The organism is Aquitalea sp. ASV11 (assembly GCF_016429185.1).
GTDB classification, from domain to species: domain Bacteria; phylum Pseudomonadota; class Gammaproteobacteria; order Burkholderiales; family Chromobacteriaceae; genus Aquitalea; species Aquitalea pelogenes.
This window is the reverse complement of record NZ_JAELUD010000060.1, coordinates 1-25,229: the sequence shown is the minus strand read 5'-3', so window position 1 is coordinate 25,229 and position 25,229 is coordinate 1. Positions and strand designations below refer to the sequence as shown.

Genomic DNA, 25,229 nt, shown 5'->3' with positions numbered 1-25,229 from the left:
GCCTGACCGTGCCACCCTCCCTGCCGAAAAAGAACAAAGCATGAGCCGCCGCATTCTTGGCCCCTTCAACCGTGTCGAGGGCGATCTGAACATCACGCTGGACTTTGCCGATGGCAAGGTCAGCGCCGTCCGCGTCACCGCCCCGCTGTTTCGCGGTTTCGAACGGATATTGCTGGGCCGCGAGCCGCTGGACGCGCTGGCCATCGTGCCGCGCATCTGCGGCATCTGTTCGGTATCGCAATCGGTGGCGGCTGCCAATGCGCTGTCCGCGCTGTATGGCATTACGCCGCCAGCCAATGGCCTGCATGTGCGCAATCTCATCCATGCGGTGGAAAACATTGCCGACCACCTCAGCCATTTTTATTTGTTCTTCATGCCGGATTTTGCCCGCGCCGACTACCAGTCCCGGCCCTGGCATGCGGACACCCTCGCCCGCTTCCAGGCCCAGCGCGGCAGTAGCGTCGCCCCCATGCTGGAGGCACGCGCCATCCTGATGCGTTTCATGGGCAGCCTGGCCGGCCACTGGCCGCACACGCTGTGCCTGCAACCAGGCGGCGTCACCAAGGTGGTAAGTGCGGCAGAACGGGTGCGCTTGCAGCAATGGTTGCGCACTTTCCGCCGTTATCTGGAACAGCACACCTTCGGCCTGCCACTGGAAGCCATCGCAGAACTGGACTCGGCAAAGGCACTGGCGCAATACCGCGAGAAAGCCCCCAAGGCCGACTTTGCCTGTTTTCTGCACATTGCCGACAACCTGAAACTGCACCAGTTAGGCCGCAGCTACGACCGCTTCATTGCCGCCGACGCCTATACCGCACCAGATGGCTGCTGGAGCCCGGCCGGCGTATGGCAGGACGGCAGCCGCCTGCCGCTGGAACTGGACGACATCAGCGAGGACAACCACAGCAGTTGGCTGGCTGGCGAGGGTTCGGCAACGCCCTTGCATAACGACACGGTACCGCTGCCGGACAAGGCCGAAGGCTACAGCTGGAGCAAGGCCCCGCGCATTGCCGGTGCCGCCGCCGAAACCGGCGCACTGGCGCGCGGCCTGCTGCGTGGCGAGCCGCTGCTGCTTGCCCTGGTGGCAGAACATGGTGGCAATGTACTGAGCCGGGTGGTGGCACGCCTTACCGAAGTGGCACGCATCGTGCCGCAGATGGAACAATGGCTGGCGGCATTGCAACTGGACGACGCGTTCCAGCTGGCCACCCCCACCCAGCCACAACACAGCCAGGCCATCGGCCTGACCGAGGCGGCACGCGGCATGCTGGGGCACTGGGTGGCACTGGATGCCGGGCGCATCAGCCGTTATCAGATCATCGCGCCGACTACATGGAATTTCTCGCCGCGCGACAGCCAGGGCCTGCCCGGTCCGCTGGAAAAGGCGCTGGAAGGCGTGGAAGCCAGCGACCCGCAAGCCTTGCAGGTGCAGCATATCGTGCGCAGCTTCGACCCCTGTCAGGTGTGTACCACGCACTAAGCCGCTTCAACCCCAGCGGCGCTGGGGTTCGACCGCATGGATATACAGCGTGTAGGTATCCGCCGGCCGCTGTGCCCCGGCCTGCTCCAGCGCATGACCAATGGCACCACGGTGATAGGTACCGTGATTAAGGATGTGAAACAGGATTTCCTCCTGGCTCATGCTACCTGTCTGGCCATCGGCAAACACAAAACGGATGATTTCAGCCGCACGGTCCGGCTCCATGCCGGAAACATGGCTGGCAAACCAGGCGTCGGACGCCAGCAGACGGCGCTCCAGCTCGGCCAGTTCAGGCAGTTGCGCGCTATTGGTAGCCGCATGCGGTGCAGGCAGGCCCAGCAAGCGGGCGCGGAACAACTCTTCCACTATCAGCATGTGATTGAGCTGCTGGCAGACAAACCCCATAGTGGCTGACTGAAGGGTGGCATCCAGCGTGGCGATGGCATGCAAGGTGCGCTGGTCGGCCCACTGTTTGTAGGCAAAAGCATGGGCAAACATGGTGTGAGTCCGGTGATGGTGAATGCCATATCATGCCATGCGACTGCGCGTGCGGCATCCGCAAGCCCGCGCTGCCATCAAAAAACCCCGCCCGGCCTTGTCAGGCCTGACGGGGTTGCAGATGCACAGGAAAAGCACTCAGCCCAAGGCTTCCACGCGGGCAATGCCTCCATCTGTCAGATGGTGTACCACCATGACCTGCTTGTCCTTGCCCGCCAGCAGCACCTCCAGCGGAATGCCCAGCTGCCGGGCGACATCTTGCGGTCTGGCATTACCGCGCGGTTTGCGGCGGTCCACCCCCTTGTACTTGTAGTAACTGGACATGGCCCATACCACCAGAGCGGTGCCAAGCGTGATGCCGATCAGGGTGTAAACGCCCAAGGTGGTCAGCCCGCTTGTACGGCTTGCAGTGTCGGACAGCTCGCCGGTTTGCAGGACATTCCAGCACCACTGCCATGCTGGCAGCCACAGATAGCACCAGACCAGCCAGCCCAGCGTGGTGAGGAACCAGGACAGGAAGCGCTGCGGCGGCGACAGCAGGTGCGGCGCTTCGATAATCAGCTTGTCGGCACTATTTTCCATAATGAACTCCCCGATCGGGACTGGTCCAGCGGGCCCGGGTCCCTTTCTTTCTGATGACAGCTTGAGGAAAGGCGTACACCGAAGTCAGCACATTAAGCAGCCAGTACGCCAGCGGATACCAGATCATCCAGTAGTAATTCCTGCCCAGCCCCTTGTCGTACTGGCTGTCGATGGCCTTGCTCACGGCAAACTGGGTGAGGCAGGTATAGCCCAGCAGCAGGCCGTACCAGCCCGGCAGGAAGGGGCTGGAAATGGGTTGCAGCATGCCTGGCAACAGCAAGGACGCCAGCCAGTAGCAAATAACGAAGGCCATGCTGTACGACCACACCACGCTGAGGAAATACTCCAGATAGATGGGCCACATGTAACGGTGCCGCCAGCTGGTGAACACCCAGGCATTGCGCATCAGCGCCTGCGTGCCGCCCTTGGCCCAGCGCACCCGCTGCTTGAGCAGGCCCTTGAGGGTTTCCGGCATCAGGATCCACACCAGCGCATGCGGTTCGAAACGCACGGCCCAGTGTTTGTGCTGCAGCTTCCAGCTGATGTCGATATCCTCGGTCAGCATGTCCTCGCTCCACATGCCCGCTTCTATCACTGCCGACTTGCGAAACGCCGTAATGACACCCGATACCGTGAACAGGCGGCCATAGGCACGCTGGGCGCGCTTGATCAGGCCGATGATGGCAGTGAATTCCCCCACTTGCAGCCGCCCCAGCAGCGTGGTGCGGTTGCGGATGCGCGGGTTCCCGGTGACAGCCGCCACGCGCGGCGAGCTGATGAAATGGCGCAGCAGCCATTTGGCGGAATAAGGGTCCAGCACCGCATCGCCATCAATGCACAGCAGGTATTCGTTGCGCGAAAAAGCCAGTGCGGTGTTCAGCCCAACCGCCTTGCCCTGATTGGGTGACTGGTGAATCACCCTCAGGCGCGGGTTGCTGGCCGCCAGTTCATTCAGGATGCTGCCGGTGTCGTCGGTACTGCCGTCGTTGACGGCAATGACTTCAAAATCCGGATAATCCAGCGCCAGCGCGGCGGCGATGGTTTCCCGCGCATTCTGCCCCTCGTTGTAGCACGGGATGATGACCGAAACCGGCGGGTAATCCAGCACTGGCGGCTGGGAGACCGGCGGGTCCTTGCGCTCGTAATGCCAGTAGTAAAACACTGCGCCCTGCATCCACAACCAGGCCATGAACAGCGGGTAGTAGAAGGCGAAGGCCAGAATCACTGCAATCAATGTGCTCATCGTGGTCTCCCCTTATTCGGCCGGATTGGATTTCATGGAAAACACCCGCCGGATGACCGACAGCTTGGGCTGGTCCTTGAACTGGTCATCCGGGTAGTAGGCAAAGTGGCGGGCACCTTGCTCGTGCAGGGTATTCACCGTATCCACCAGCTCTTCGGCCGGTACCGGCTGATTGGTGCGCCAGTTGGTGGCTTGCAGTTCGAACACAGTCTTGTCCAGCGCGCCCGGAATGTCCTTCACGTCCTTCAGTAGCGCCTGCATCCATTGCCTGGGCTGCTCGGCCTTCTCCATATAAGGCATGGCCATCACCGCAACGTAGTCGTAGTTCTGCAAACCGCTGCGGTAAGACTGGGCAAACCAGGTTTCCGAGGCCGGGTTGAGCACTACCGGGGCGTAGTAATTGCGGGCTACCTTGAGCGCCGGTTCGTAGGTTTTCACCAGTTCGGCCAGTTCCAGGCTGAAGTCATCCAGCCGCTTGATTTTTTCGCTGGTCCAGCGTGCCAGGGTGGCCGGGTCCTTGCGTGCCTCGGCCGGGTTCAGCGGCAGGCCCTGCTGCTGATACCAGGCCTGGGCGTCGGCGCTGACGTCTTCATCGTCGGACAGGGTGGCGTCGTCATGGAACAGCAGGCCATGAAAGTGAGCGCCGCGTGCCAGGTCTTCGTAAATGCCGCGGATGGTGGCACGGGCCTCGGCCGAATACGGCGACAGGCGGCGATAGCCTTTCACCTGCGGTGGCGAACCGTCACGCGAGGCGGCCAGCACCAGCTTGCCGGCTACCGGGTTGCTGTCCGGCAGCTTGAAAGCCAGCAGCGGCATCCAGGCATACACCTTCACATCGCAGCGGGTATCCAGCGACCAGGCCACGCGGTTGAACAGGTCGGCGCGCATTGGCAGGTAACGGTTGGGGAAATACAGCGCCTCGGCTTCGCCAGTGCCCTTGGGGTCGGCAAAGGCCTGCAGGTAGACCGTGCTCACACCCATGGCTTTCACCCTATCCAGCAAGGCGTCGATATTCTTGTCCTGCTGGGCGGGGTTGGGGTCGTAGATGTAGTCCAGGTCCACATGCATGATGCGGCTGGATTCCGGTCGCACACCGTCGGGAAACTTCTCCAGCTGGTGAAACTGGAAAGCCAGCTCCGGAATCCTGGTACGCGCATCCATCAGCACGCGGCGCATGGCTTCCAGTGGTGTCTTGCCGGTGTTGATGCCATCGTCCAGGCTCATGGTGATGGGCATGCCCAGCTCACCCGCCAGCCTGGTCACGCGGAAGTTGTAGGCACCATACGGCCACACCATCACGCGCGGACGCTCGCCCAGTTTTTCTGCCAGGTAGTCGCTGTTCTTTTTCATGTCTGCCGCAGCGCGGGCCAGGTAGGCGTCGTAGCTTTCGTACTTGCCCTCGCTCCAGCTGGGGCTGGTATAAGCCGGTTCGGAGCCGCCTTGCGGATTGGCCATCACCCCCTTGTGCATGGCGTAGGAATGGCTGGCAATTTCAATCAGCCCGCTGGCTTTCATTTCCCTGATTTCATCCCAGCTGAGAAAACGGCTGCGCGGCACCCAGATGTCGCCGTATTGCACTTCCTGATCGTCCCGCGGCACCAGCCAGGAACCCACCAGCGCCACCACGGCCGGGGCCTTGAACTGCTTGAGAATGGGGAAAACCTTGCTGTACATGCTCTGGTAACCGTCGTCAAAGCTCAGCAATACGGCTTTTTCCGGCAAGGGACGCGTGCCGTTGCGGTCGGCCAGGATGTCATCCACGCTGACAAAGTGGTAACCCTGCCCTTTCATCCAGGCCAGTTGTTTGGATAACAGCTGCACATCCACCGCATACGGGTCGGACAGCGACAAGGCATCTTCAGCCACTTCGTGGTAGCACAGGATGATCAGTTTGGAGTTGGCGGAACTGGCCCCGGCATGCAGCGATAGCAACATGCCCAGTACCAGCAGCAGAATGCGGATCAGGTTTTTCATTTGATTTTCCAGTCCAGGAAGAGATAGATGCGGTTGCTACCGTCCGATACCCCGTCATAGGGGTGCATGGACCGCGAGAAGCCGTAACGGATCTCCCCTCCTTTTTTGAAATCCCAGACTTGTTCGATGGTGTAGGCCCAGGTGTTCTTGCTGCCGAAGGCCGTTTCGTAATAGCGCCCGCCGCTGATGCCGATGCGCTGATGGAAGCTGTTGTCGTAATAGCGCCATAGCGTGATGTCATTCATCAGGGTGATGCTGGTATCCAGGTCGCGGTGCGGGCTGTAGTAGTTGGCCGTGTCCAGCACGTCGTTGTGATTGGTGCTGGCTTCCAGAATGCCGTTGAGCTGATAGATCGGCCCCTTGATCAGGGTCTGGTTCACGGTCAGCGCAAAGCCCTGGCGCCGGTTGGTGTCGGTGAAGTCCATTTGCGAGGCTTCAAATTCCACCGTGGTGAGGTCGTCACGCTTGTACTCCAGCTTGCCCAGCAGGCGGTTGGCGTACACCCCGCTCTGGCGTGCTTCCAGCGGCGTGGCCATGCTGTTTTTCTCGTAGCGCAGGCCCAGCAGCCAGTTGTCGTTCACCGTCCAGTCAAAACCGGCAAAACCGCCCTGCATGGCGTGGCCATCCAGCTGGCTGAAACCGCCGATTTCACCGGTGCCGTACTGGCTGCGGTATTGCAGGCCCAGCCCGGCCGTTTCAAAGCGCACCTTGTCGGTACCGACACCAGTGGTAGAGGTAAAGTCGGCGGTCTGGAACTGGTGCTGGGCAAATATGCGCAGATTGTTGTAGGTGGCGCTGTACAGCCGGGTCTGGCTGTCATAGGCATTGTGCATGCTGGTGCCCTGGCTGCTGCCCAGGTCGTGCCCGGCCTCCACCACCAGCTCCGGCCCCATCAAGGCGCGGTATTGCTCTTGCTGCTCGGTCAGCTTGAGCCGGCTCTCGGCCGAGTCCACCGGCATGGTTTCCAGTTCATCCAGCAGTCGTCGCGCTTGCTGGAAGTCCTGCCGCGCCAGGTCGGCCTCCACCTGCCCCACCATCACGTCCCAGTTTTTCTCCGGGCCATCGTCCACGGCCAGGCGCTTGAGCATGGCCTTGGTGGTGGTGGGCGACTCCAGCAACAGGGCAATCTGCGACATGCCGATGCGGGTTTGCGCGGCAAATGGCGCCAGGTCCAGCAGGCTGTCCATTTGCTGCTGTGCACCTTTCACATCACCCAGAAAGGCGGTGATCATGGCCTGGTGATAGGCCAGCGACAGGTAATCCGGGTTGAAGCGCTGATTACCGGTCAGCGGGTCGGCACTGCTGCGCGGCGTGGTGCGCAGCGCATCAGCCATGGTCTGGCTGGCCGCCTTGTACTGGCCGGATTCCAGCTGGGCATAGGCCAGGCCCACTTGCCACTCGGCCTTGGGGTCGTCGCGCCGCACCTTGTCCAGGGCTTTGCCAAACAGGCCGGCGGCTTTCTCCGGTTGCTTCAGTACCAGATAAGACGCAGCCACCGCGCCGTAAGCACTGCCGGTATAGGCCGCTTGCGGATGCTGTTCGAACAGCTGGACGGCATCTTCCGGCCGACCGCGACGCTGCAATAATTGCAGGCGTACATCAATGGTTCTGGCTTGCATGGCCGGGGTAAGGCCGGGGGCATTCAGCCAGCGGGCATTCTGCTCCAGTGCCTGGTCCAGCATCTGCTGCATCTCGCGGATTTCATCCAGGTCGGCACGCACCTGTGCCCATTCGATGGCTTGCAGACCACGTTGTTGGTCCAGCGACCAGTGCGGGTCCTGGCCCGGTAGTGCCGGGCGATCCAGCAGGACTTGCTGGGCATCCAGCATTTGCAGGCTGGCCAGCACGCTGCGGTACTGGGCGTTGAGTACCGGGTCGTCGGCATAGCGGGCCTGCCAGCGGCTCAAGTACACCAGCGCCTGTGCGTAGGCGCCCTCACGACGCAGGGCATCGGCGTGGGCGCGGACTTCAGCCAGCTCCGGGCTGACCGGAGCGACTTCGCTGCTATCCACCAGCGTTCCGGCATCATCGCCATCAATGCCGTAGTACTGGCTGATCCACTGCCGCACCTGCTCGCGCTGTGCCGGTTTGCCCTGGCTGTCGCTGGCTTGCTGCAGCACGGCCAGGGTTTTGCGCGTCAGCAAGGCAGGGTTCTTCGCAGCAATGTCCAGCGCGCTGTCCAGGTGGTTTTTCTGGCTTAGCAGCACCACGTAGTTATTGAAGAAGGATGCTGCCGGAATCAGCCGCTTGTAGGTTTCGGTGGTGAAGTCGCCAGCGCCTTTCAACTCGATGGTGGAGACTTTCAGAATCTGCTGTTTGTCCTGCTCGCTCAGTTCTGCACCGCCTTTGCCGTCCAAGTCAGGCAAACCCAGCCGGGTGAGCACATCCTGCTTCAAGGCCATCAGTACCGGGTCGGCCGGGTAGCGTTGCAGATTGTCCTGGATGTAATCCAGCGAGCGGGCCTGATCGCCATGCAACATCAGCACATAGGCCCTGGCCCGGGTCAGCTCCAGTCCATCTGCGTGCGACACCGGATTGGTCTGGTTCAGGATGTCCAGCGCACGGGTAATGTCGCCGCCCTCGGCCGTACTCATGGCCTGCTGGATGCTGCTGCTGATATCGCCCCCACGGACGCTGGCCAGGCCATACAAACGACTGGCATTGGCGAATTCCTTGCGGCCTCGCAAACTGGCTGCCAGCAATCGCAGGGTATCGGCATGCAGCTGATCCTCCCTGCCCTGGCTTGCCTTGATGGCCTTGGCGTACTGCTGGTCCCAGCACAGCAAGGTGATGTAGTCGTTGAGCAAGGGTTCTGCCAGCGGGCCTTTGCCCGCCTCCTGCTCCAGCATTTGCAACGCAGGCCGGGTATTGCCCTGCCGTGCCTGGATGATGGCTGCATCATAGGCCTTGCTCTTCCAGAGCGGCGCAGCCTCCCCCGAGGCAGCCAATGCGCCAAAGGCCATGCTGATGGCCAAGACTAGTTTTCGCATAGCGGTTTCAGTCTGGTTTGTTTGTAAGGCAAGAACATCCGGCACGGCCCTGCCATGGCCGGCACGGAAAGCGCACAACAACAGCACGCACAATGGCAAACCCGTTACGGCTCACCATAAAAGTCCAATATCATTCAATTTCAAAAACATATAACCATTTGTCATTACTGGTTTGTGCAGCTGTTTTATTGATTAACTCCCAATAAAACAACGTCATCCATGTCTCCAAAACGGAGAAGAAAAGGACAGTAATGGACAAGAATTTAATCCGCTCAAGCGGATATCTTTATTCCATTCAGGCGAAAGGACCAAGCGAGTGAGCCTACATCAGGCAATGGATTACCTGTGGTTTTTACTGATGTGGCGCTGAATATTAGGCTGCAAGTATAGCAAATCCGTGACAATTTACGTATTTTTTCAATATTTTGTTATTACTATAAAAAGCTTTTATTTTTAACCGTTATTTTAAAGTTAATCGTTTAAATTATTTCCACATGAAAAAGTTTAACTGCCAGACAAGTCACATCAAATAGTCTTTTCAGTTATCACTAGTCTTTTACGACTAGTTATTTACCTGTTTCAGCCATGGTATTTCATTTAATTGCAGCATTTTGCAATCAATAACCATATTCAAATTGTCATTATTCGAAGCAAGCTCAACGCTGCCAACCCGTCAATGCATTGCCAGCAGGCGCACTCAGGGGCATCACAAGCAAGCGCCCCCGCCAAAACAAGGACAAAAGCATGGGCACCAGGGAAAGCCACAAAAGAAAAATGCCGGGCCGCTGGCTCCCGGCATAAAATCAGTACAGCCGGACCGCCAGGCTGCCGCTTTCGCCCGGCATACATGCCTGCCGGACAATCCATCGGATGAAACCACCACCCCTTACAGGAAACCGCCGTCATGCCCGTATCGCACCATGCCCTGCATGCGCCAGTCAGCCTGCCGGACGACAGCATTGCTGCAGCCGGACAGGAACTGGCCGAATCAGCCTGGATAGATGTCATCCAGCGCATGGATGAGGTGTACAGCGAACTGGTGGCCTCACAGGAAACGCTGGAGACCAAGCACCGCGAGCTGGCCGAGGCCCATCACTTCACCGAGGGTGTACTGGCGGCGATGACAGACGTGCTGATCGTGTGCGATACCGTTGGCAAGGTGCGTCAGGTCAACCGAGCCATGTTGCAGCTGACCGGCCGGTCAGAAAGTGCACTGGTCGGCTGCGATCTGACCGAACTGGTGCAGGACAGCCAGGCCCGGCAACAGATTGCCAGCCTGCTGGCAGCCGGGCGCAGCGATGTGCAGGATGTGGAAATCGCCCTGCCCCGCCAGCAGGGAGAACCGGTTCCGGTTACCTGGAATGTCAGCCCGCTATACGATGGTGAAGGGCGCTATAGCGGCTTTGTGGCGGTGGGGAGGCCGGTCGGCGAACTCAAGCGTGCCTATGCCCAGCTGCAGGCAGCGCATCAGGCGCTGAAATCCGCCCAGGCGCAGCTGGTGCAGGCGGAGAAAATGGCTTCGCTCGGCCGGCTGGTGGCTGGCGTGGCGCACGAACTCAACAATCCCATCAGCTTTGTACTGGGCAATGCCCACGCCATGCAGCGCTATGCCACCAAGCTCACCCGTTACCTGAACGCCATTCATGCGCACGACCTGAGCCCGGAAAACCAGGCATTGCGTATCGAGCTGAAAATCGACCGGCTGATTGCCGACCTGCCCTCGCTCAGCGAGGGGCTGATGGAAGGAGCCGAGCGCAGCGGCCATATCGTGGATGCTTTGAAACGCTTTTCTGCGGTGGAAGAAAATACCCGGCAACGGGTGGATCTGGCCGACCTTACCCAGCGCGCGCTGCACTGGGTAAGCCGTGCCGCACCATTCCGGGTGGAGGTCATCAATATCGGGCTCGACAGCCCGGCCTGGGTGTGCGGTTCGGCCAACCAGTTGCAACAGGTACTGGTGAACCTGATCCAGAATGCGTTTGATGCCATCGAAAAAACCATGAAGCCCAGGCTGGAGCTGAGCATCACCCGTCAGGCACACAGCGTGGAACTGCAACTGCACGACAATGGCAGCGGCATCAGCGAGGAAGCCTTGCCGCTGATCTTCGACCCCTTCTTCACCACCAAGCCCATCGGCAAGGGCACCGGGCTTGGCTTGTCCATCAGCTATGGCATTGTCGAACGTCATGGCGGCCAACTGAGCGCCGACAATCACCCGGATGGCGGTGCCTGCTTCACGCTGAGCCTGCCCGCGTTCAAGGACTAGGCTGCAGCAACAAAAACGGCGTTCCCGCAGGAACGCCGTTTGTTCAACTTGTCATCCGCAACACAGAGTCAGACGCGCTCGCCCCACAGGTCGTGCTCGCTGCAATCGACAATGTCCACCTCGACAAACTGGCCGGCTGCAAGACCGGTGGCATCTTCCACAAACACCAGGCCGTCGATTTCCGGCGCATCGGCATAGCTGCGGCAGATGGCGGTGCCTTCGTCGTCGATTTCATCCACCAGCACGGTCAGACGCTGGCCGATACGGGCTTCCAGCTTGCGGGCGCTGATTTCGGCCTGTACTTCCATGAAGCGCTCCTTGCGCGCCTCTTTCACGTCTTCCGGCACCTGATCCGGCAAGTCGTTGGCGGTGGCGCCTTCGACTGCGGAATAGGTGAAACAGCCCACGCGGTCCAGCTGGGCTTCACGCAGGAATTGCAGCAGTTCTTCGAAGTCTTCTTCGGTTTCGCCGGGGAAGCCGACAATGAAAGTGGAACGGATCACCAGCTGCGGGCAGATCTCGCGCCATTTCTTGATGCGCGCCAGCACATTGTCGCTGTTGGCCGGACGCTTCATCAGCTTCAGCACTTTCTGGCTGGCATGCTGGAACGGGATATCCAGGTAAGGCAGGATCTTGCCGTCGCGCATCAGCGGAATCACTTCATCCACATGCGGGTAGGGGTAAACATAGTGCAGGCGAACCCAGATGCCGTGCTTGCCCAGCTCCTCGCACAACTCGGTCATGCGGGTTTTCACCGGGTGGCCGTCATGGAAGCCAAGCTTGTATTTGACATCCACGCCATAGGCCGAGGTGTCCTGCGAAATCACCAGCAGCTCCTTCACCCCGGCGCGGGCCAGATTGGCCGCTTCACGCAGTACATCGTGTACCGGACGGCTTTCCAGATCGCCGCGCATGGACGGGATGATGCAAAAGGTGCAGCGGTGATTACAGCCTTCGGAAATCTTCAGATAGGCGTAATGCTTGGGTGTCAGGCGAATGCCGATATCAGGCACCAGATCGACAAAGGGGTCGTGCGGCTTGGGCAGGTAGTTGTGTACCGCATCCATCACTTCGTCGGTAGCGTGCGGGCCGGTGACGGCCAGTACCGACGGGTGGGCGTTCTGTACCACGCCATCCTTGGCACCCAGACAGCCGGTGACAATCACCTTGCCGTTTTCATTCAGCGCTTCGCCAATGGCATCCAGCGATTCAGTCACCGCCGAATCGATGAAACCACAGGTGTTGACCACCACCAGGTCAGCCCCGTCATAGGAGGAGGAAATTTCATAACCCTCCGCGCGCAGGCGGGTAAGAATGTGTTCGGAATCACTCTGGGCCTTGGGACAGCCGAGGGAAACCATACCGATACGAGGAGCTTTGGACATGTGGCGTAGTGCAAAAAATGAAAAACGCCAGATTATACAGCGATTTGCCAGTGCATACCCATGCAGCTTCCGTCAAAACACCCTGCCGTAGGCAACTGGCTGCCGGATGGTCGCCACAACCTTTCAGACGGCCGAATCCAGATCGTCAGCAATCGCTGCCTTCATGGCTGGCCAGGCCATCAGGGTTTCATGTTCGCCCACGGTAAAACCACGCCCCAGCGCAGCTACCCGTTCGCGATAGGCATGCAGTTCCGGGTAATCCGCAAACAGCCGCTGCAGCTCCTGCTGTTGCTCTGCACTGGCCATGGCACAGCCACGGAACAAGGCCCAGAGCAAAAAACCACAACCCGACCACAGAAACATGGACAGCAGGATACCCAGCGTGACTGGTGCCAGCACCAGCCAGCCCGTGGGCAGCAGGGTCGGCATGATGGACGGTGGCAGGATGAGGATCAATAGCAATACAAGCGGAATCATCATCCGCAGCAGACGGATCTGCCAGCGGCTGAGAGCCATCATGTCGAATTGTATTTGTGGTGCTGGTGCTTGCTTGTGGTCCATCTTCACGCTTCTGTTTGTCTGGCATGCGCAGACACCCTGTTGACAGCTTCCTATCTTATTGTTTTGTTTATTAATTATCGTTAATTTTGATCATGATTCTGTCAACAAGTGTAAAGACCAGCCAAAGCATGACAAGTCAGGCCGGTATTGGCCTTGCAATACATATCCGGCATAGGCCAAGGACATGCCTCATGGCAGGCAAATGCAAAACCCCCGGCAAGGCGGGGGTTTTCGTGATGCAGTAAATCAGACGTCGGCTTACACCAGCTGCAAGCGCACGTCGATATTGCCGCGGGTGGCATTGGAGTACGGGCAGACAATGTGCGCCTTGTCCACCAGCGCTTGCGCCTTGGCCGCATCCACACCGGGAATGCTGATCTGCAGATCCACTTCAATACCAAAGCCGGTCGGAATCGGGCCGATGCCCACGGTAGCATTCACCGTGGTGGTGGCAGGCAAGGCCACCTTGTCTTGCATCGCCACAAATTTCAGCGCACCCAGAAAGCAGGCCGAGTAACCAGCGGCGAACAGCTGCTCCGGATTGGTACCCGGGCCACCGGCACCCCCCAGTTCGCGCGGGGTAGACAATTGCACCTTCAAGGCAGCATCAGACGATTCGGCACTGCCTTCACGGCCACCGGTGGCAGTGGCATTGGCGCGGTAGAGAACTTTTTCAATGGACATGGTGGATTCCTTGTATTGCATGAGTGGGGGTTCAAGCCGTTTGGCAGAAACCACTTTACCGCGCTTGCCAATACGATATGCTACAAAAAGTATTGATAAATTGATCAGGAGTCGCAAAGTGCTGGATACCTGTACCGACAGGCTGGACGCCTTGCTGCATCACTTCCCGGTGCGTGCGCGCCTGTTTCATTCCGGCAGCCTGTGCGGGGTGACCCGCTTTGACACGCCAGAGAGCGGCGGGCAGTTACATCTGGTGCAGCACGGTGAGCTGACCGTGGAACACCCCGGCCAGGCTGCGCTGCATATTGGCGAACCCAGCCTGCTGTTTTACCCGCGCCCGCTGGCACGCCGCTTTATCAGCGATCCGCAAGCCGGTGCCACCCTCGCCTGCGCCCAGTTGCAATTCGACGGCGGTGCAGACAACCCGCTGGCCGGGGCACTGCCGGATGTGGTCTGCGTATCGCTGAAGGACATTCCCGGCACCCAAGCCATTCTGGAGCTGCTGTTTACCGAGGCCTTCAACCACTACTGCGGCCGTGAGGCCCTGCTGGACCGCCTGTTCGAGGCGGTCTTCATCCAGCTGCTGCGCTATCTGATGGAAACGGGTGCCATCCGCGGCGGCATGCTGGCCGGCATGTCCCATCCCAGGCTGCGCCGGGCCCTGGTTGCCATCCATGAACAACCGCAGCAGGACTGGACGCTGGACGCACTGGCTGCACTTTGCGGCATGTCACGCAGCGTGTTTGCCAATAGTTTCCGCAGTACGCTGGGCAGTACGCCGGGGGCCTACCTGCAAGGCTGGCGCATCAGCCTGGCCCAGCAAATGCTGCGCCGGGGACAAGCATTAAAGCTGATTGCCGATGCGGTGGGTTATGGCAGCGAAGCCGCGCTGGCACGGGCATTCAAGGCACATTGCGGCCAGACCCCGCGCGCGTGGCGGCTGGCGCAGCAGCCCGCCAGCCTGACTAACGGCCAGCCCGTCAATCAGTAGTCCAGCGGTGGCAGGCATTAGGTTCAAAAAAACTCACCTTTACGTTTATAACTTTCAATTTAACTCACCTATTGTTTGATGCATGCTGTGCACATCAACCATGGCACCAGGAGCCATCATGTCTGCACCGCATTCTGTCTTCACCCCCAGCGATCTGAAACTCGACGCACAGTGGATGCCTTTCTCTGCCAACCGTGCATTCAAGCAAGACCCGCGCATCATCGTGGCCGCTGACGGCAATTACTTCATCGATGACAAGGGCCGCCGCATTTTCGACAGTCTGTCCGGCCTGTGGACCTGTGGTGCCGGTCATAACCGCAAGGAAATCCAGGAAGCGGTAGCGCGTCAGCTGGGCACACTGGACTACGCCCCTGGCTTCCAGTACGGCCACCCGCTGGCCTTCCGCCTGGCCGAGGAAATCGCCGGCATCATGCCGGATGGCCTCGACCACGTGCTGTTTACCGGTTCCGGCTCCGAGTGTGCCGATACCGCCATCAAGATGGCCAAGGCTTACTGGCGCCTGAAGGGCCAGCCCAGCAAAACCCGCTTCATCGGCCGCGCCCGTGGCTATCACGGCGTAAACATCGGCGGCACCGCACTGGGTGGCATTGGTGGCAACCGCAAGCTGTACGGCCAGTTGATGGATGCCGACCACCTGCCGCACACACTGCAACCGGGTATGGCCTTTACCCGTGGCATGGCCGAAACCGGCGGCGTGGAGCTGGCCAACGAACTGCTCAAGCTGATCGAACTGCACGACGCGTCCAATATTGCCGCCGTCATCGTCGAACCCATGTCCGGTTCGGCTGGCGTCATCGTGCCGCCCAAGGGCTACCTGCAACGCCTGCGCGAAATCTGCAGCCAGAACAACATCCTGCTGATCTTCGACGAAGTCATCACCGCCTACGGCCGCATGGGCAAGTGGACCGGTGCCGACTACTTCGGCGTTACCCCGGACATCATGAACACCGCCAAGCAGGTGACCAACGGCGCGGTACCGCTGGGTGCGGTGATTGCCTCGAAGGAAATCTACAACACCTTCATGCAGCAGAACCTGCCGCAGCACGCCATTGAATTCACCCATGGCTACACCTATTCCGGTCATCCGGTAGCCTGCGCTGCCGGTCTGGCCACGCTGGAAGTACTCAAGCGCGAACAGCTGATCGAACAATCGCTGGCACTGGCCCCGGTATTCGAGGACAAGCTGCATGCGCTCAAGGGCAGCCAGCATGTGGTGGACATCCGCAACTGCGGCCTGGCCGGTGCCATCCAGCTGGCCCCGCGTGACGGCGATGCCACCATCCGCCCCTACGAGGCAGGCCTCAAGCTGTGGCAGGCTGGTTTCTACGTGCGTTTCGGCGGCGACACCCTGCAATTCGGCCCCAGCTTCAACACCACCGCGGCACAGCTCGACACCCTGTTCGATGCCGTGGGCAGCGTACTGAACAATCTGGCCTGAGCCTGATACTCAAACCAATACCGTGCATAGCAAGAAAGAATCCAACGTGAGCACCATCGCCCATCTGATCAACGGTGAGCTTGTCCAGCAGACAGGCCGCAGCACCCCCGTCTTCAACCCCTCGCTCGGCAAGCCGGTACGCGAAGTGGCCCTGGCCGACCAGGCCATTCTGCGCGCAGCCATCGACAGCGCCAAGGCTGCCTTCCCGGAATGGCGCAAAACCCCGCCGGCAAAGCGTGCTCAGGTGATGTTCCGCTTCAAGCAGCTGCTGGAAGCCAACCGCGACAAGATTGCCCAGCTGATCAGCGAAGAACACGGCAAGACGCTGGAAGACGCAGTAGGCGAACTGCAACGCGGCATCGAAAACGTGGAATACGCCTGCGGCGTGCCGGAACTGCTCAAGGGTGAATACAACCGCAATGTCGGCCCCAATATCGACAGCTGGAGCGACTTCCAGCCGCTGGGCGTGGTGGCCGGTATCACTCCGTTCAACTTCCCGGCCATGGTGCCGCTGTGGATGTATCCGCTGGCCATTGCCTGCGGCAACTGCTTCATCCTGAAGCCGTCCGAGCGCGACCCCAGCTCCACCCTGTACATTGCCCAGCTGCTGTACGAAGCCGGCCTGCCCAAGGGCGTGCTGAATGTGGTGAACGGTGACAAGGAAGCCGTTGATGGCCTGATCCAGGCACCAGAAGTGAAAGCCATCAGCTTTGTCGGCTCCACCCCGATTGCCGAATACATCTACACCGAGGCCAACAAACGCGGCAAACGCGTACAGGCGCTGGGTGGTGCCAAGAACCACGCCGTGGTGCTACCGGACGCCGATCTGGACAACACCGTCAATGCACTGATGGGCGCGGCCTATGGCTCCTGCGGCGAGCGCTGCATGGCCATTTCCGTGGTGGTGACCGTGGGTGACCAGGTAGCCGACAAGCTGGTGGAAAAACTCAAGCCCAAGATTGCCGAACTGAAAATCGGTGCCGGCACCTCCTGCGGTCTGGACATGGGCCCGCTGGTGACCGGTGCGGCACGTGACAAGGTGGTGGGCTATATCGACAGCGGCGTGGAGCAAGGCGCAACGCTGGTGGTGGATGGCCGTGGCCTGAAGGTTTCCGGCTGCGAAGAAGGCTTCTTCGTCGGCGGCACCCTGTTCGACCACGTCAAGCCCGGCATGAAGGTTTATGAAGAAGAAATCTTCGGCCCGGTGCTGTGCATCGTGCGGGTGAACAGCCTGGAAGACGCCATGCAGCTGATCAACGACCACGAATACGGCAACGGCACCTGCCTGTTCACCCGTGATGGCGAAGCAGCACGCCTGTTCTGCGACGAAATCGAAGTGGGCATGGTGGGCGTCAATGTACCGCTGCCGGTACCGGTGGCCTACCACAGCTTTGGCGGCTGGAAGCGTTCGCTGTTTGGCGACCTGCACGCCTACGGCCCGGATGGCGTACGCTTCTACACCAAGCGCAAGACCATCACCCAGCGCTGGCCGCAACGTGCCAGCCACGAGGCTTCGCAGTTTGCCTTCCCCAGCCTGTAATAGCCGCACAGCAGACTGAAACAACACAGCCCCTGCCCACTCCACGTGGACAGGGGCTGTTGTCATTCAGGCCCGGCAAAGCGCGGTCATGGGCAATCCGGGCGATCCGACGAATCAATCACTGCCGGTCGCCGCAATTGGCACATGCGTTGATGCAGGCGGGCGAAATCCTCCGCTGGCCCCATGCCCAGCTGTACCAGGGCAATCATTGCCTGCCCTTCACGCTGCGCCTTGGCAGCCGCAGTTTCACCCGTCTTCGCTTCAGGCCATACCACCCAGGTGGCAGCCAAGTCCCCATCAATACGGACCACCGCGTGAAACAGCGGGCTTTCCTTGCTAGAAGTTGCAAGCCGGCACAGTATGCTTGCCTGACCGTCGCCCGGTAGATCCGGCAGTGGCTGCCCGGCAGGCGGGCAATCCGCACTCCAGACGCTTGCACGCGCCTCCGGCGCAAGCGGCCAGGCCAGCAGGCTGAATCCATTAACTGGCAGTGCCTGTATCAGCGCCGGCGAGGCGTTGTTACACAGTGCACGCGACCATTGCCGCCGCAACTGGCTACAAAACACCTGGGACTGGGGAATGTCCTCTTCCCAGCCATAATTCCTGATGCGGATGCGCAACTGCGGCAGCTCCAGCGCGGCAGCAGGTGCACTGGCATCGCGCAGGCGCTGCCGCGCGGCATCGGCTGCGATAGCTTCTGCCTTACCCGTACCCAGAGAAAAGCTCTGCCCCCCTGCATACGAGCTACCCACAGCAACGCGTGGCAGCACCAGCGGGTGATCGGCCACACGCACATACACATCCTGCACCAGCTCGGCCAGTTGCTCTTCCGTCAAATCCCGAGGGCCACCACAGCCGGTGAGCAGCAGGAACGCAGACACAAAAAAACCCGCACTCACGCGGGTTGTGACGGACGCTGACATCAGGACTTGTCAGTATCGTCCTTGCCCGGCGGTACATAGCCGGGGAAAACGAAGCCGCTGAACAGCTGCTTGGTTTGCTCTTGCATGCGGTTCTGCATTTCCAGGAACATGCCGGTGCTCTGCTCCATGTAGCTGGACATCACGTTCTGCATGGCAGGGCCCTGCAGCTTCATGAACTCCCCCCACATGGTGGAATTGAACACCGCCTTGTCGCCGTACAGCGCACGGGTCTGCTCCTGCAATTTCTGCTGCATCTGACCAAACAGTTGCAGGTTCTTTTCCAGGAACGGGCCCATCATGCCCTGCATGGCCTGACCGTAAAAGCGGATGAACTGGGTCAGCACTTCATAGCTGAACATGGGCATGCCGCCGTTTTCTTCCTCCAGGATGATTTGCAGCAGCACGCTGCGGGTGATGTCATCCTGCGTCTTGGCGTCGACAACCTGGATATCCACGTTCTCGAGCACCAGTTGCTTTACGTCTCCCAAAGTGATGTAGGAACTGGTCGCCGTGTCATACAGGCGACGGTTCGGGTACTTCTTGATGACCCTTTTTTCAACACTCATGTAACACTCCCGGATTATTGTCGTTGGTGTTGTGCACCCGCAATTTATCATAAATACAACAAGCTAGAGCAAAACTTCTACCGTCCTTGCACGGACCATGCTACATTCCGCCTGCATTGTGCAGTGCAATATAAAAATAGATACAATCAATACAGAGCTTGTCGGTCTTTTCCACGAAATCTAATGATGAGGGTAATTACATGTTCAATACTAACGATCAACTGAGCAAAGTCTCCCTGTCCGGCTTTGAAGCGGCCCTGCGTGTAGCGCAAATCTCCCTGGACAGCGCCGAGCGCCTGGTCAAGCTGAACCTGGAAGCCTCCAAGCAAACCCTGGAAGAAAACGTCAAGGTTGCCAAGGCTCTGGCCGGCGCCACTGATGCCCAGGAAGCCCTGAAGCAAATCAACCAACTGGCCACCCAATCCGTGGACAAGGCAGTTGCCAACTCCCGCAACGTTTACGAAATCGTATCCGCTGCACAAAGCGAACTGTCCAAACTGGCAGAAGAAAACCTGGGCAGCTTCAACAAGAACCTGATCACCGCTCTGGAAGGTGCCGCCAAAAACGCACCCGCAGGTTCGGACAATGCCCTGAACGCCGTCAAGACTTCGCTGGCTGCTGCCGCCGCTGCCGTTAACAGCTTCAGCAAGGCTGCCCAACAGGTTGCCGAATTCACCGACAGCAGCATCAAGGCTGCCAGCAGCGCCACTGCCGACGCTGTGAAAACTGCTACCAAGCGCGCCTGAGCACGCTGATATCCAGTCAAAACCCCGCCAAGGCGGGGTTTTTTCTATTGCCTGATGCACAGCCAGCGCGGCGGGTTTACAATTCCTCCTTTGAGTTCCGGCAAAGACGACAGGTTCAACGCATGAAAATCAGCAGCAACTTTGACGCAGGCAGTATCGAAATCGTTTCGATGGAGAGTTTCGACGACATTCAGCTGCGGATCCCCCATGACAATGCCGCGGACTTTGCCCAGTGGTTCTATTTCCGCCTGCAAGGTGCCGCCTACCAGGCTTGTACCCTGCGTTTTCTGAATGCCGGCGAGTGCGCCTACCCGGAAGGCTGGACCAATTATCAGCTCATGGCCTCCTACGACCGCATCAACTGGTTCCGCGTACCGGCGCAGTATGATGGCCAGGTGATGACTGTAGAGCACGTGCCGCTGGCCAACAGCGTGTACTACTCCTACTTCGAACCCTATTCGCACGAGCAGCACCTGAACCTGCTGGGCCAGGCACAAGGCTCGGGCCTGTGCCAGATCCACGATCTTGGCTTCACCGTGCAGGGCCGTGACATCAATCTGCTGACCATCGGCCACGAGGTTGAATCCGACCTGAAAATCTGGATCACCGCCCGCCAGCACCCGGGCGAAACCATGGCGGAATGGTTTGTCGAAGGTTTCCTCAACCGTCTGCTCGACCCGCTGGATGCCACCTCCCGCGCGCTGCTGGACAAGGCAACATTTTATGTCGTGCCCAACATGAACCCGGACGGTTCCATTCTGGGCAATCTGCGTACCAATGCCGCCGGTGCCAACCTCAACCGCGAATGGCTGGAGCCTTCGGCGGAAAAGAGCCCGGAAGTGCAACTGGTGCGCAACAAGATGCTGGAAACCGGCGTTGACCTGTTCCTGGACATTCACGGCGACGAGTCGCTGCCTTATGTGTTCGTCGCCGGTACTGAAGGCGTGCCCTCTTATACGGATACCATCCGCCAGCTGGAAGAAAAGTTCAAACACTACCTGATGGTGGCCAACCCCGACTTCCAGGATGAAGTGGGTTACGAAAAGGATGCCCCGGGCAGCGCCAACCTCAGCCTGGCCACCAACTGGGTAGGGGAAAACTTCAAGTGCCTCGCCTTTACCCTGGAAATGCCGTTCAAGGACAATGCCAACCTGCCTGACGACGACTACGGCTGGAATGGTCAACGCAGCCTGCGCATGGGCGAGGCCGTCCTCACCCCCATTTACGCGGTGATTAACGAACTGCGCTGACCGCGCCTGAGTAACAAAAAAGCCGGAGACAATCTCCGGCTTTTTTATTGTGGTCCAGCAAGACAGGCATTACATGACGATTGGCAGCTTTTCCAGTGCCTTCACCAGTTCGATTTCGGCCAGACACCAGTCACTCCCCTTTTCCAGCACCTTGCCCAAGGCAATCTGGAAATGCTTGCCGCGGGCCGTCATATAGTATTGCTTGCCAAGGGTATAGCAAGAAATCGGCATGATCAGTGCGTTGATGCGCCGTCCACCACGATCAAAAGGAACAAACAAGGAAATGTGACCGGACAACCACACCATTTCCTGCGGCAAAGTGGGGTCGATCAACTTGCTGTCCACCGGACGAAGGGACGCTGCAACCGGACGGCTGGAGAGCGTCTCCAGGCCCAGGTAAATGCGCTCGCGCTGATTGGCACGCTTGACGCGGCGGATCAGGCCCAGGCTCCAGTTGTTGCTGTCCACATCGCGATAACCCACCAGGCCGCCCAGGCTGACCCATTCATTTCCCAGCGCATCCAGGGTGACGCCAAGGCCTGTCTGGCTGACATTATCCACCGTCCAGCGCAAGAACTCGTCACGTGCCTGTGCTGCAGGTACGGCAGCTTCGCCGGACAGCGGCGCCAGTGCCAGCGTGCTGCGATCACGTTTGCGACTGGTGACAAAACCGTAAATGCGGATATTTGCCGCGTCGTCAAAACTGTCGGTGTCAGCCTGACGGGTTTGCACCTGACTGGCTTCATCCGGCTGGCGAATCAGGCGATGCAACAAAGACAGACGGTGCGCTACCTCAAGATTGCGATTGGTCACCGCCGTGCGCTCTGCCCGCTCAAAGCGTACCGGTTGCGCAGCCCATTCACGGCACAACATGCGCAGCAGGCCTGCATCGATACCGGGTTCGATCAGGGGCTTGAGCTCGGGCGGCAAACGGCCACCTTCCATCACGGTTGCCCAGCCATGGATGATTTCCACCATGTCTGCCGTCGACCAGTAACGCGCAGCGTCGCCAGCCATATCCCCCAATGGGCGCATGGCGGGCTTTGCCTCATTCAGCACAACCGCAAAACTGGCATCCTCTGCATATTCAGGGTGCAGCGACATGCGATTGGAGACCAGGCAAAGAATATGATAGGAAAAATTGAATTGTCGCTGGGTGAGATTACCGCTACTGAGTAAGGACAACATCAGCATGATCAGATACTGATCCTGTACTGTCGTACCCGGACTTTCCTCGCCGAATAGAAAAACGGGAGTGGAATCAACCCGCATTTTCTCAGCGAAACGGTACAGCTGATTTACATTTAACCAGAACACATCATCAGGACTGAAATGCCGCAAATACTGCCAGCGGGCGAATTCGCCAAAATAATGCATCATGCGCACCAGCACCAAAGGCAGCATGGCACGCAGGCGTTCCTCCTGCTGGACATCGACATCAAATGACAGTGCGCGCTGGTAAAAATCCAGCAATTCCTTGCCAAAAGACAGTATCTGGGCGCGCAGCTGCCCTTCTAATACCTTGGGCATGCGGGAGTTGAGGAAATACTGTGTACACAGATTATCGTGCAGTGGCTGTATTTCCAGATTGAGCGTCAACACCGCATCCAGTAAATCGGCCGTCACCCGGCTTGATTGGGCATTCACCTCGGCCAGCATCTCGGTCATTTTCTCGTGAGCAGCCGCGCCGTATTCCTGCTTGAGTGCATCGGCATAAGCCTTGGCAGCGGCAGCATTGGCCAACGGATCTGACTTGCTCTTGGTGCCTCGGGAGAAAAAGTCCAACATGTCGTAGCTTTCGGGCGATCAAGGTAACGGGAAGCCGCAAGATAGACTGCCGTTGCGGTGTAGATTGTTATCAGTATTTATACACGGAGCCGATTGGGCAAGAAGAACTTGCATGCAAAAACAAAAAGCGCCCATGCAGGCGCTTTGGAACAGGCACTTGGCAGGCCATGTTACATCAGATGGCCAGATCTTCAAGCGTTTTGCCAGCAGTCAGCAGCTCCTGTACCCATACCGGCTTGCGACCGCGGCCAGTCCAGGTCAGTTCGGCATTTTCCGGGTGACGGTACTTGGCTTCAACCGGCTTGCGCACGGCGCCACCTACTTTGCCCAGCACTTCTTCAACGCTCAGACCATAAGCCTTGGCCAGTTCGATGATCTGCTTTTTGGCTTTGGTTTTTTCTTCCGATTCGCGACGCTTGATTTCATTTTCAACGTCGCTTTTCAAAGCAACCAGCTCGGTAAAACTCAGAGTGCTAATGTCCATTTTCCGCCCTTATTATTCAGTTTGACCACAACAATTTCAATTTAGCCAAAAGCAGACAGAAACGTCAAGGCAGAAGTGCTAAATTTCTGTAAACAAAGCAAGTATTTATTCATCCTGAATAGGATAAGGCAGTGTCAGACATTCCAGGCGATGCTGGTATTCGGCTTCCAGATAAATCCCCTTCTCCCAGCAAACTGTCTGCACAACCACTAGCGCTTCTTGCTGCACTTCATTCACCGGACAAACTGCAGCAACCATACCAATTGATTGTTCCGGCAGTTCCGGACTGAATAGCTTGTCGCCGGCTCGCGCGCCAACTGCCAGGCTTGCCTTGAATAAACGCCGTTTTACTTTGCCCAGATATTGGGTACGCGCAACGATTTCCTGCCCCGGATAACAACCCTTCTTGAAGCTGACAGCACCAATCAAATCCATATTCGCCATTTGTGGAACAAATTGCTCTTGCGTTGCCAGTGTCACCCAGGCAATGCCCGCGTCTATATCCCGGATACCCCAGGCTTGTGACGATACTGCTGTTGCTTTTTCGGCTACAAGCTGTGCTGCCAATGGCGAATCAGGCGTCAAATTAAGAATGAAACCACCACCTGGCAATGTAATGGCCACATCACCATTTTGTTCCTGCACGGCAAGCGGTCCGGCTGCCGGTTTCGCATGATACTGCGCAATGACGGCATCCAATTGCGTACCGCGTACACCGAGCAAACAGGCATCAGCGCCATTGAGCACGGTAACCTTGACCTTGGAGCGCATGACAAACATGGTCAGACGTTTGGCAATGGCTTGGCAAATATCCGCAGAAACCATCAGGTAATAGCTGCCTTGCAGCTGCCAGGCCAGGAAACTGGCCAGCATGCGTCCTTTGGCCGTGGAATAGGTGGTGAAGCGTGCCTCTTCGCCTACCTCACGAATATCACCGGACAATTGTCCTTGCAGGAAGGATTCGGCATCTTCGCCTTCCAGACGGATCAGGGCGAAACCATCCAGTACTGCCAGTGCATTGCCTGAGCGGACCGCAGCAACCTGCCCGAATAAATCCGGAAATTGCAGCAGGCCATCCTGGCCAACACACCCGTGATTCTCATCTACCCAAACTTGCCACGACTTGTTCATCTTGCGACACCTGTAATTAGCACACCAAATTAGTCAGGAATTCTACTTTTTCCAGCCCTGTTCTGCCAGCCTCATGCTTGGCAACATCACTGGTCAGCAGGATATTCTTTTGCCTTCATACACTTAGCCAACGGCAAGCAACAAGCCGTATGGAATGTGTAATATTCGACGGCCAAACCGTTGACAGGCCTGGCTCTCATCGGTATAGTTCGCACTCTCTTGATGTTCCCTGATAGCTCAGTCGGTAGAGCGACGGACTGTTAATCCGCAGGTCGCAGGTTCGAGCCCTGCTCGGGGAGCCACAAGACACCATTGATCAGCATTGCCCGGTTATTCCCTGATAGCTCAGTCGGTAGAGCGACGGACTGTTAATCCGCAGGTCGCAGGTTCGAGCCCTGCTCGGGGAGCCACCCAGCAATGCATTCAATTCCCTGATAGCTCAGTCGGTAGAGCGACGGACTGTTAATCCGCAGGTCGCAGGTTCGAGCCTGTCTCTTATACACATCTGACGCTGCCGACGAACAGTAAGATGTGTTGGTGTCGGGGGGGGGGGGGGGGGGGGAGGGGGGGGGGGGGGGGGGGGGGGGGGGGGGGGGGGGGGGGGGGGGGGGGGGGGGGGGGGGGGGGGGGGGGGGGGGGGGGGGGGGGGGGGGGGGGGGGGGGGGGGGGGGGGGGGGGGGGGGGGGGG

At 58.9% G+C, this 25,229-nt stretch carries 20 protein-coding genes and 3 tRNA genes; 10 read left to right on the top strand and 13 right to left on the bottom strand.

What is annotated here, in order from left to right:
• On the top strand, nt 1-1,480 hold a 1,480-nt coding region (locus JHD62_RS16660; RefSeq protein WP_233161017.1), incomplete at its 5' end, for a nickel-dependent hydrogenase large subunit.
• A 6-nt stretch (nt 1,481-1,486) separates the two neighbouring features.
• On the opposite strand, the gene JHD62_RS16655 is transcribed toward JHD62_RS16660, so the two are convergent.
• The 5 genes from JHD62_RS16655 to JHD62_RS16635 all read right to left on the bottom strand — a co-directional run bounded on the left by JHD62_RS16655 (nt 1,487) and on the right by JHD62_RS16635 (nt 8,767).
• The gene (locus tag JHD62_RS16655) at nt 1,487-1,978 is read right to left on the bottom strand and encodes a DinB family protein (protein WP_199103844.1); all 492 of its coding nucleotides are present in this window, start codon (nt 1,976-1,978) and stop codon (nt 1,487-1,489) included.
• 138 nt (nt 1,979-2,116) lie between these two features.
• Nucleotides 2,117-2,560, bottom strand: a complete 444-nt coding sequence (pgaD, locus tag JHD62_RS16650) for a poly-beta-1,6-N-acetyl-D-glucosamine biosynthesis protein PgaD (protein ID WP_199103843.1) — start codon at nt 2,558-2,560, stop codon at nt 2,117-2,119.
• A complete protein-coding gene (gene pgaC, locus JHD62_RS16645; protein ID WP_199103842.1) occupies nt 2,550-3,803 on the bottom strand; it encodes a poly-beta-1,6-N-acetyl-D-glucosamine synthase in 1,254 nt (417 codons plus the stop codon). Before pgaC ends, pgaD begins: the two co-directional genes overlap by 11 nt.
• A 12-nt stretch (nt 3,804-3,815) precedes the next feature.
• Nucleotides 3,816-5,777 (bottom strand): poly-beta-1,6-N-acetyl-D-glucosamine N-deacetylase PgaB, encoded by a 1,962-nt coding sequence (pgaB, locus tag JHD62_RS16640; RefSeq protein WP_199103841.1) that lies wholly within the window; start codon nt 5,775-5,777, stop codon nt 3,816-3,818.
• Nucleotides 5,774-8,767, bottom strand: a complete 2,994-nt coding sequence (locus JHD62_RS16635; protein WP_199103840.1) for a hypothetical protein — start codon at nt 8,765-8,767, stop codon at nt 5,774-5,776. The genes pgaB and JHD62_RS16635 overlap by 4 nt, the downstream gene beginning before the upstream one ends.
• A gap of 904 nt (nt 8,768-9,671) precedes the next feature.
• Here JHD62_RS16635 and JHD62_RS16630 point away from each other — a divergent pair.
• Nucleotides 9,672-11,033: an ATP-binding protein gene (locus JHD62_RS16630; protein WP_199103839.1), complete on the top strand. Its 1,362-nt coding sequence runs from the start codon at nt 9,672-9,674 to the stop codon at nt 11,031-11,033.
• A gap of 68 nt (nt 11,034-11,101) precedes the next feature.
• On the opposite strand, the gene rimO is transcribed toward JHD62_RS16630, so the two are convergent.
• The 3 genes from rimO to JHD62_RS16615 all read right to left on the bottom strand — a co-directional run bounded on the left by rimO (nt 11,102) and on the right by JHD62_RS16615 (nt 13,663).
• Complete coding sequence (gene rimO, locus JHD62_RS16625) at nt 11,102-12,418, bottom strand: 30S ribosomal protein S12 methylthiotransferase RimO (protein ID WP_199103838.1); 1,317 nt, start codon at nt 12,416-12,418, stop codon at nt 11,102-11,104.
• Between the two features lie 123 nt (nt 12,419-12,541).
• Nucleotides 12,542-12,937 (bottom strand): hypothetical protein, encoded by a 396-nt coding sequence (locus JHD62_RS16620; protein ID WP_199103837.1) that lies wholly within the window; start codon nt 12,935-12,937, stop codon nt 12,542-12,544.
• A gap of 300 nt (nt 12,938-13,237) precedes the next feature.
• Complete coding sequence (locus JHD62_RS16615) at nt 13,238-13,663, bottom strand: organic hydroperoxide resistance protein (RefSeq protein ID WP_199103836.1); 426 nt, start codon at nt 13,661-13,663, stop codon at nt 13,238-13,240.
• Between the two features lie 118 nt (nt 13,664-13,781).
• Here JHD62_RS16615 and JHD62_RS16610 point away from each other — a divergent pair, with 118 nt between their 5' ends.
• The 3 genes from JHD62_RS16610 (at nt 13,782) to JHD62_RS16600 (ending at nt 17,653) form a co-directional block, all read left to right on the top strand.
• The gene (locus JHD62_RS16610) at nt 13,782-14,654 is read left to right on the top strand and encodes an AraC family transcriptional regulator (protein WP_199103835.1); all 873 of its coding nucleotides are present in this window, start codon (nt 13,782-13,784) and stop codon (nt 14,652-14,654) included.
• Between the two features lie 118 nt (nt 14,655-14,772).
• Nucleotides 14,773-16,113 carry an aspartate aminotransferase family protein gene (locus tag JHD62_RS16605; RefSeq protein ID WP_199103834.1) on the top strand — a complete coding sequence of 447 codons (1,341 nt, stop codon included), beginning with the start codon at nt 14,773-14,775 and terminating at the stop codon, nt 16,111-16,113.
• A 46-nt stretch (nt 16,114-16,159) separates the two neighbouring features.
• Nucleotides 16,160-17,653, top strand: coding sequence for a CoA-acylating methylmalonate-semialdehyde dehydrogenase (locus tag JHD62_RS16600; RefSeq protein WP_199103833.1), 1,494 nt, complete (start codon nt 16,160-16,162; stop codon nt 17,651-17,653).
• A gap of 86 nt (nt 17,654-17,739) precedes the next feature.
• Here JHD62_RS16600 and JHD62_RS16595 read toward each other — a convergent pair whose 3' ends face one another.
• Nucleotides 17,740-18,534, bottom strand: coding sequence for a hypothetical protein (locus JHD62_RS16595; protein WP_199103832.1), 795 nt, complete (start codon nt 18,532-18,534; stop codon nt 17,740-17,742).
• Between the two features lie 41 nt (nt 18,535-18,575).
• Nucleotides 18,576-19,142, bottom strand: coding sequence for a polyhydroxyalkanoate synthesis repressor PhaR (phaR, locus tag JHD62_RS16590; RefSeq protein ID WP_199103831.1), 567 nt, complete (start codon nt 19,140-19,142; stop codon nt 18,576-18,578).
• A gap of 200 nt (nt 19,143-19,342) precedes the next feature.
• On the opposite strand from phaR, the gene JHD62_RS16585 reads away from it, so the two are divergent.
• Together JHD62_RS16585 and JHD62_RS16580 are read left to right on the top strand one after the other, a co-directional pair.
• Complete coding sequence (locus JHD62_RS16585; protein WP_045845153.1) at nt 19,343-19,888, top strand: phasin family protein; 546 nt, start codon at nt 19,343-19,345, stop codon at nt 19,886-19,888.
• A 122-nt stretch (nt 19,889-20,010) separates the two neighbouring features.
• A complete protein-coding gene (locus JHD62_RS16580; protein WP_199103830.1) occupies nt 20,011-21,138 on the top strand; it encodes a M14-type cytosolic carboxypeptidase in 1,128 nt (375 codons plus the stop codon).
• A 69-nt stretch (nt 21,139-21,207) separates the two neighbouring features.
• Here the strand turns inward: JHD62_RS16580 and JHD62_RS16575 are convergent, their stop codons facing one another.
• From JHD62_RS16575 to JHD62_RS16565, 3 genes are all read right to left on the bottom strand, one after another.
• Nucleotides 21,208-22,926, bottom strand: coding sequence for a hypothetical protein (locus tag JHD62_RS16575; RefSeq protein ID WP_199103829.1), 1,719 nt, complete (start codon nt 22,924-22,926; stop codon nt 21,208-21,210).
• A gap of 175 nt (nt 22,927-23,101) precedes the next feature.
• Nucleotides 23,102-23,410 (bottom strand): H-NS family nucleoid-associated regulatory protein, encoded by a 309-nt coding sequence (locus tag JHD62_RS16570; protein WP_045845156.1) that lies wholly within the window; start codon nt 23,408-23,410, stop codon nt 23,102-23,104.
• 105 nt (nt 23,411-23,515) lie between these two features.
• Nucleotides 23,516-24,541 (bottom strand): folate-binding protein YgfZ, encoded by a 1,026-nt coding sequence (locus tag JHD62_RS16565; protein ID WP_199103828.1) that lies wholly within the window; start codon nt 24,539-24,541, stop codon nt 23,516-23,518.
• A gap of 226 nt (nt 24,542-24,767) precedes the next feature.
• Here JHD62_RS16565 and JHD62_RS16560 point away from each other — a divergent pair.
• The 3 genes from JHD62_RS16560 to JHD62_RS16550 all read left to right on the top strand — a co-directional run bounded on the left by JHD62_RS16560 (nt 24,768) and on the right by JHD62_RS16550 (nt 25,034).
• Nucleotides 24,768-24,843: transfer RNA gene (locus JHD62_RS16560), tRNA-Asn, on the top strand.
• A 32-nt stretch (nt 24,844-24,875) separates the two neighbouring features.
• Nucleotides 24,876-24,951 (top strand) — tRNA-Asn (locus JHD62_RS16555).
• 26 nt (nt 24,952-24,977) lie between these two features.
• A tRNA-Asn gene (locus tag JHD62_RS16550) sits at nt 24,978-25,034 on the top strand.
• Nucleotides 25,035-25,229 lie beyond the last annotated feature (195 nt).

Coding starts and splice junctions, on each gene's coding strand:
- JHD62_RS16655 (WP_199103844.1), bottom strand. CDS start 1,978: ATGTTTGCCCATGCTTTTGCCTACAAACAGTGGGCCGACCAGCGCACC.
- pgaD (WP_199103843.1), bottom strand. CDS start 2,560: ATGGAAAATAGTGCCGACAAGCTGATTATCGAAGCGCCGCACCTGCTG.
- pgaC (WP_199103842.1), bottom strand. CDS start 3,803: ATGAGCACATTGATTGCAGTGATTCTGGCCTTCGCCTTCTACTACCCG.
- pgaB (WP_199103841.1), bottom strand. CDS start 5,777: ATGAAAAACCTGATCCGCATTCTGCTGCTGGTACTGGGCATGTTGCTA.
- JHD62_RS16635 (WP_199103840.1), bottom strand. CDS start 8,767: ATGCGAAAACTAGTCTTGGCCATCAGCATGGCCTTTGGCGCATTGGCT.
- JHD62_RS16630 (WP_199103839.1), top strand. CDS start 9,672: ATGCCCGTATCGCACCATGCCCTGCATGCGCCAGTCAGCCTGCCGGAC.
- rimO (WP_199103838.1), bottom strand. CDS start 12,418: ATGTCCAAAGCTCCTCGTATCGGTATGGTTTCCCTCGGCTGTCCCAAG.
- JHD62_RS16620 (WP_199103837.1), bottom strand. CDS start 12,937: ATGATGGCTCTCAGCCGCTGGCAGATCCGTCTGCTGCGGATGATGATT.
- JHD62_RS16615 (WP_199103836.1), bottom strand. CDS start 13,663: ATGTCCATTGAAAAAGTTCTCTACCGCGCCAATGCCACTGCCACCGGT.
- JHD62_RS16605 (WP_199103834.1), top strand. CDS start 14,773: ATGTCTGCACCGCATTCTGTCTTCACCCCCAGCGATCTGAAACTCGAC.
- phaR (WP_199103831.1), bottom strand. CDS start 19,142: ATGAGTGTTGAAAAAAGGGTCATCAAGAAGTACCCGAACCGTCGCCTG.
- JHD62_RS16585 (WP_045845153.1), top strand. CDS start 19,343: ATGTTCAATACTAACGATCAACTGAGCAAAGTCTCCCTGTCCGGCTTT.
- JHD62_RS16580 (WP_199103830.1), top strand. CDS start 20,011: ATGAAAATCAGCAGCAACTTTGACGCAGGCAGTATCGAAATCGTTTCG.
- JHD62_RS16575 (WP_199103829.1), bottom strand. CDS start 22,926: ATGTTGGACTTTTTCTCCCGAGGCACCAAGAGCAAGTCAGATCCGTTG.
- JHD62_RS16570 (WP_045845156.1), bottom strand. CDS start 23,410: ATGGACATTAGCACTCTGAGTTTTACCGAGCTGGTTGCTTTGAAAAGC.
- JHD62_RS16565 (WP_199103828.1), bottom strand. CDS start 24,541: ATGAACAAGTCGTGGCAAGTTTGGGTAGATGAGAATCACGGGTGTGTT.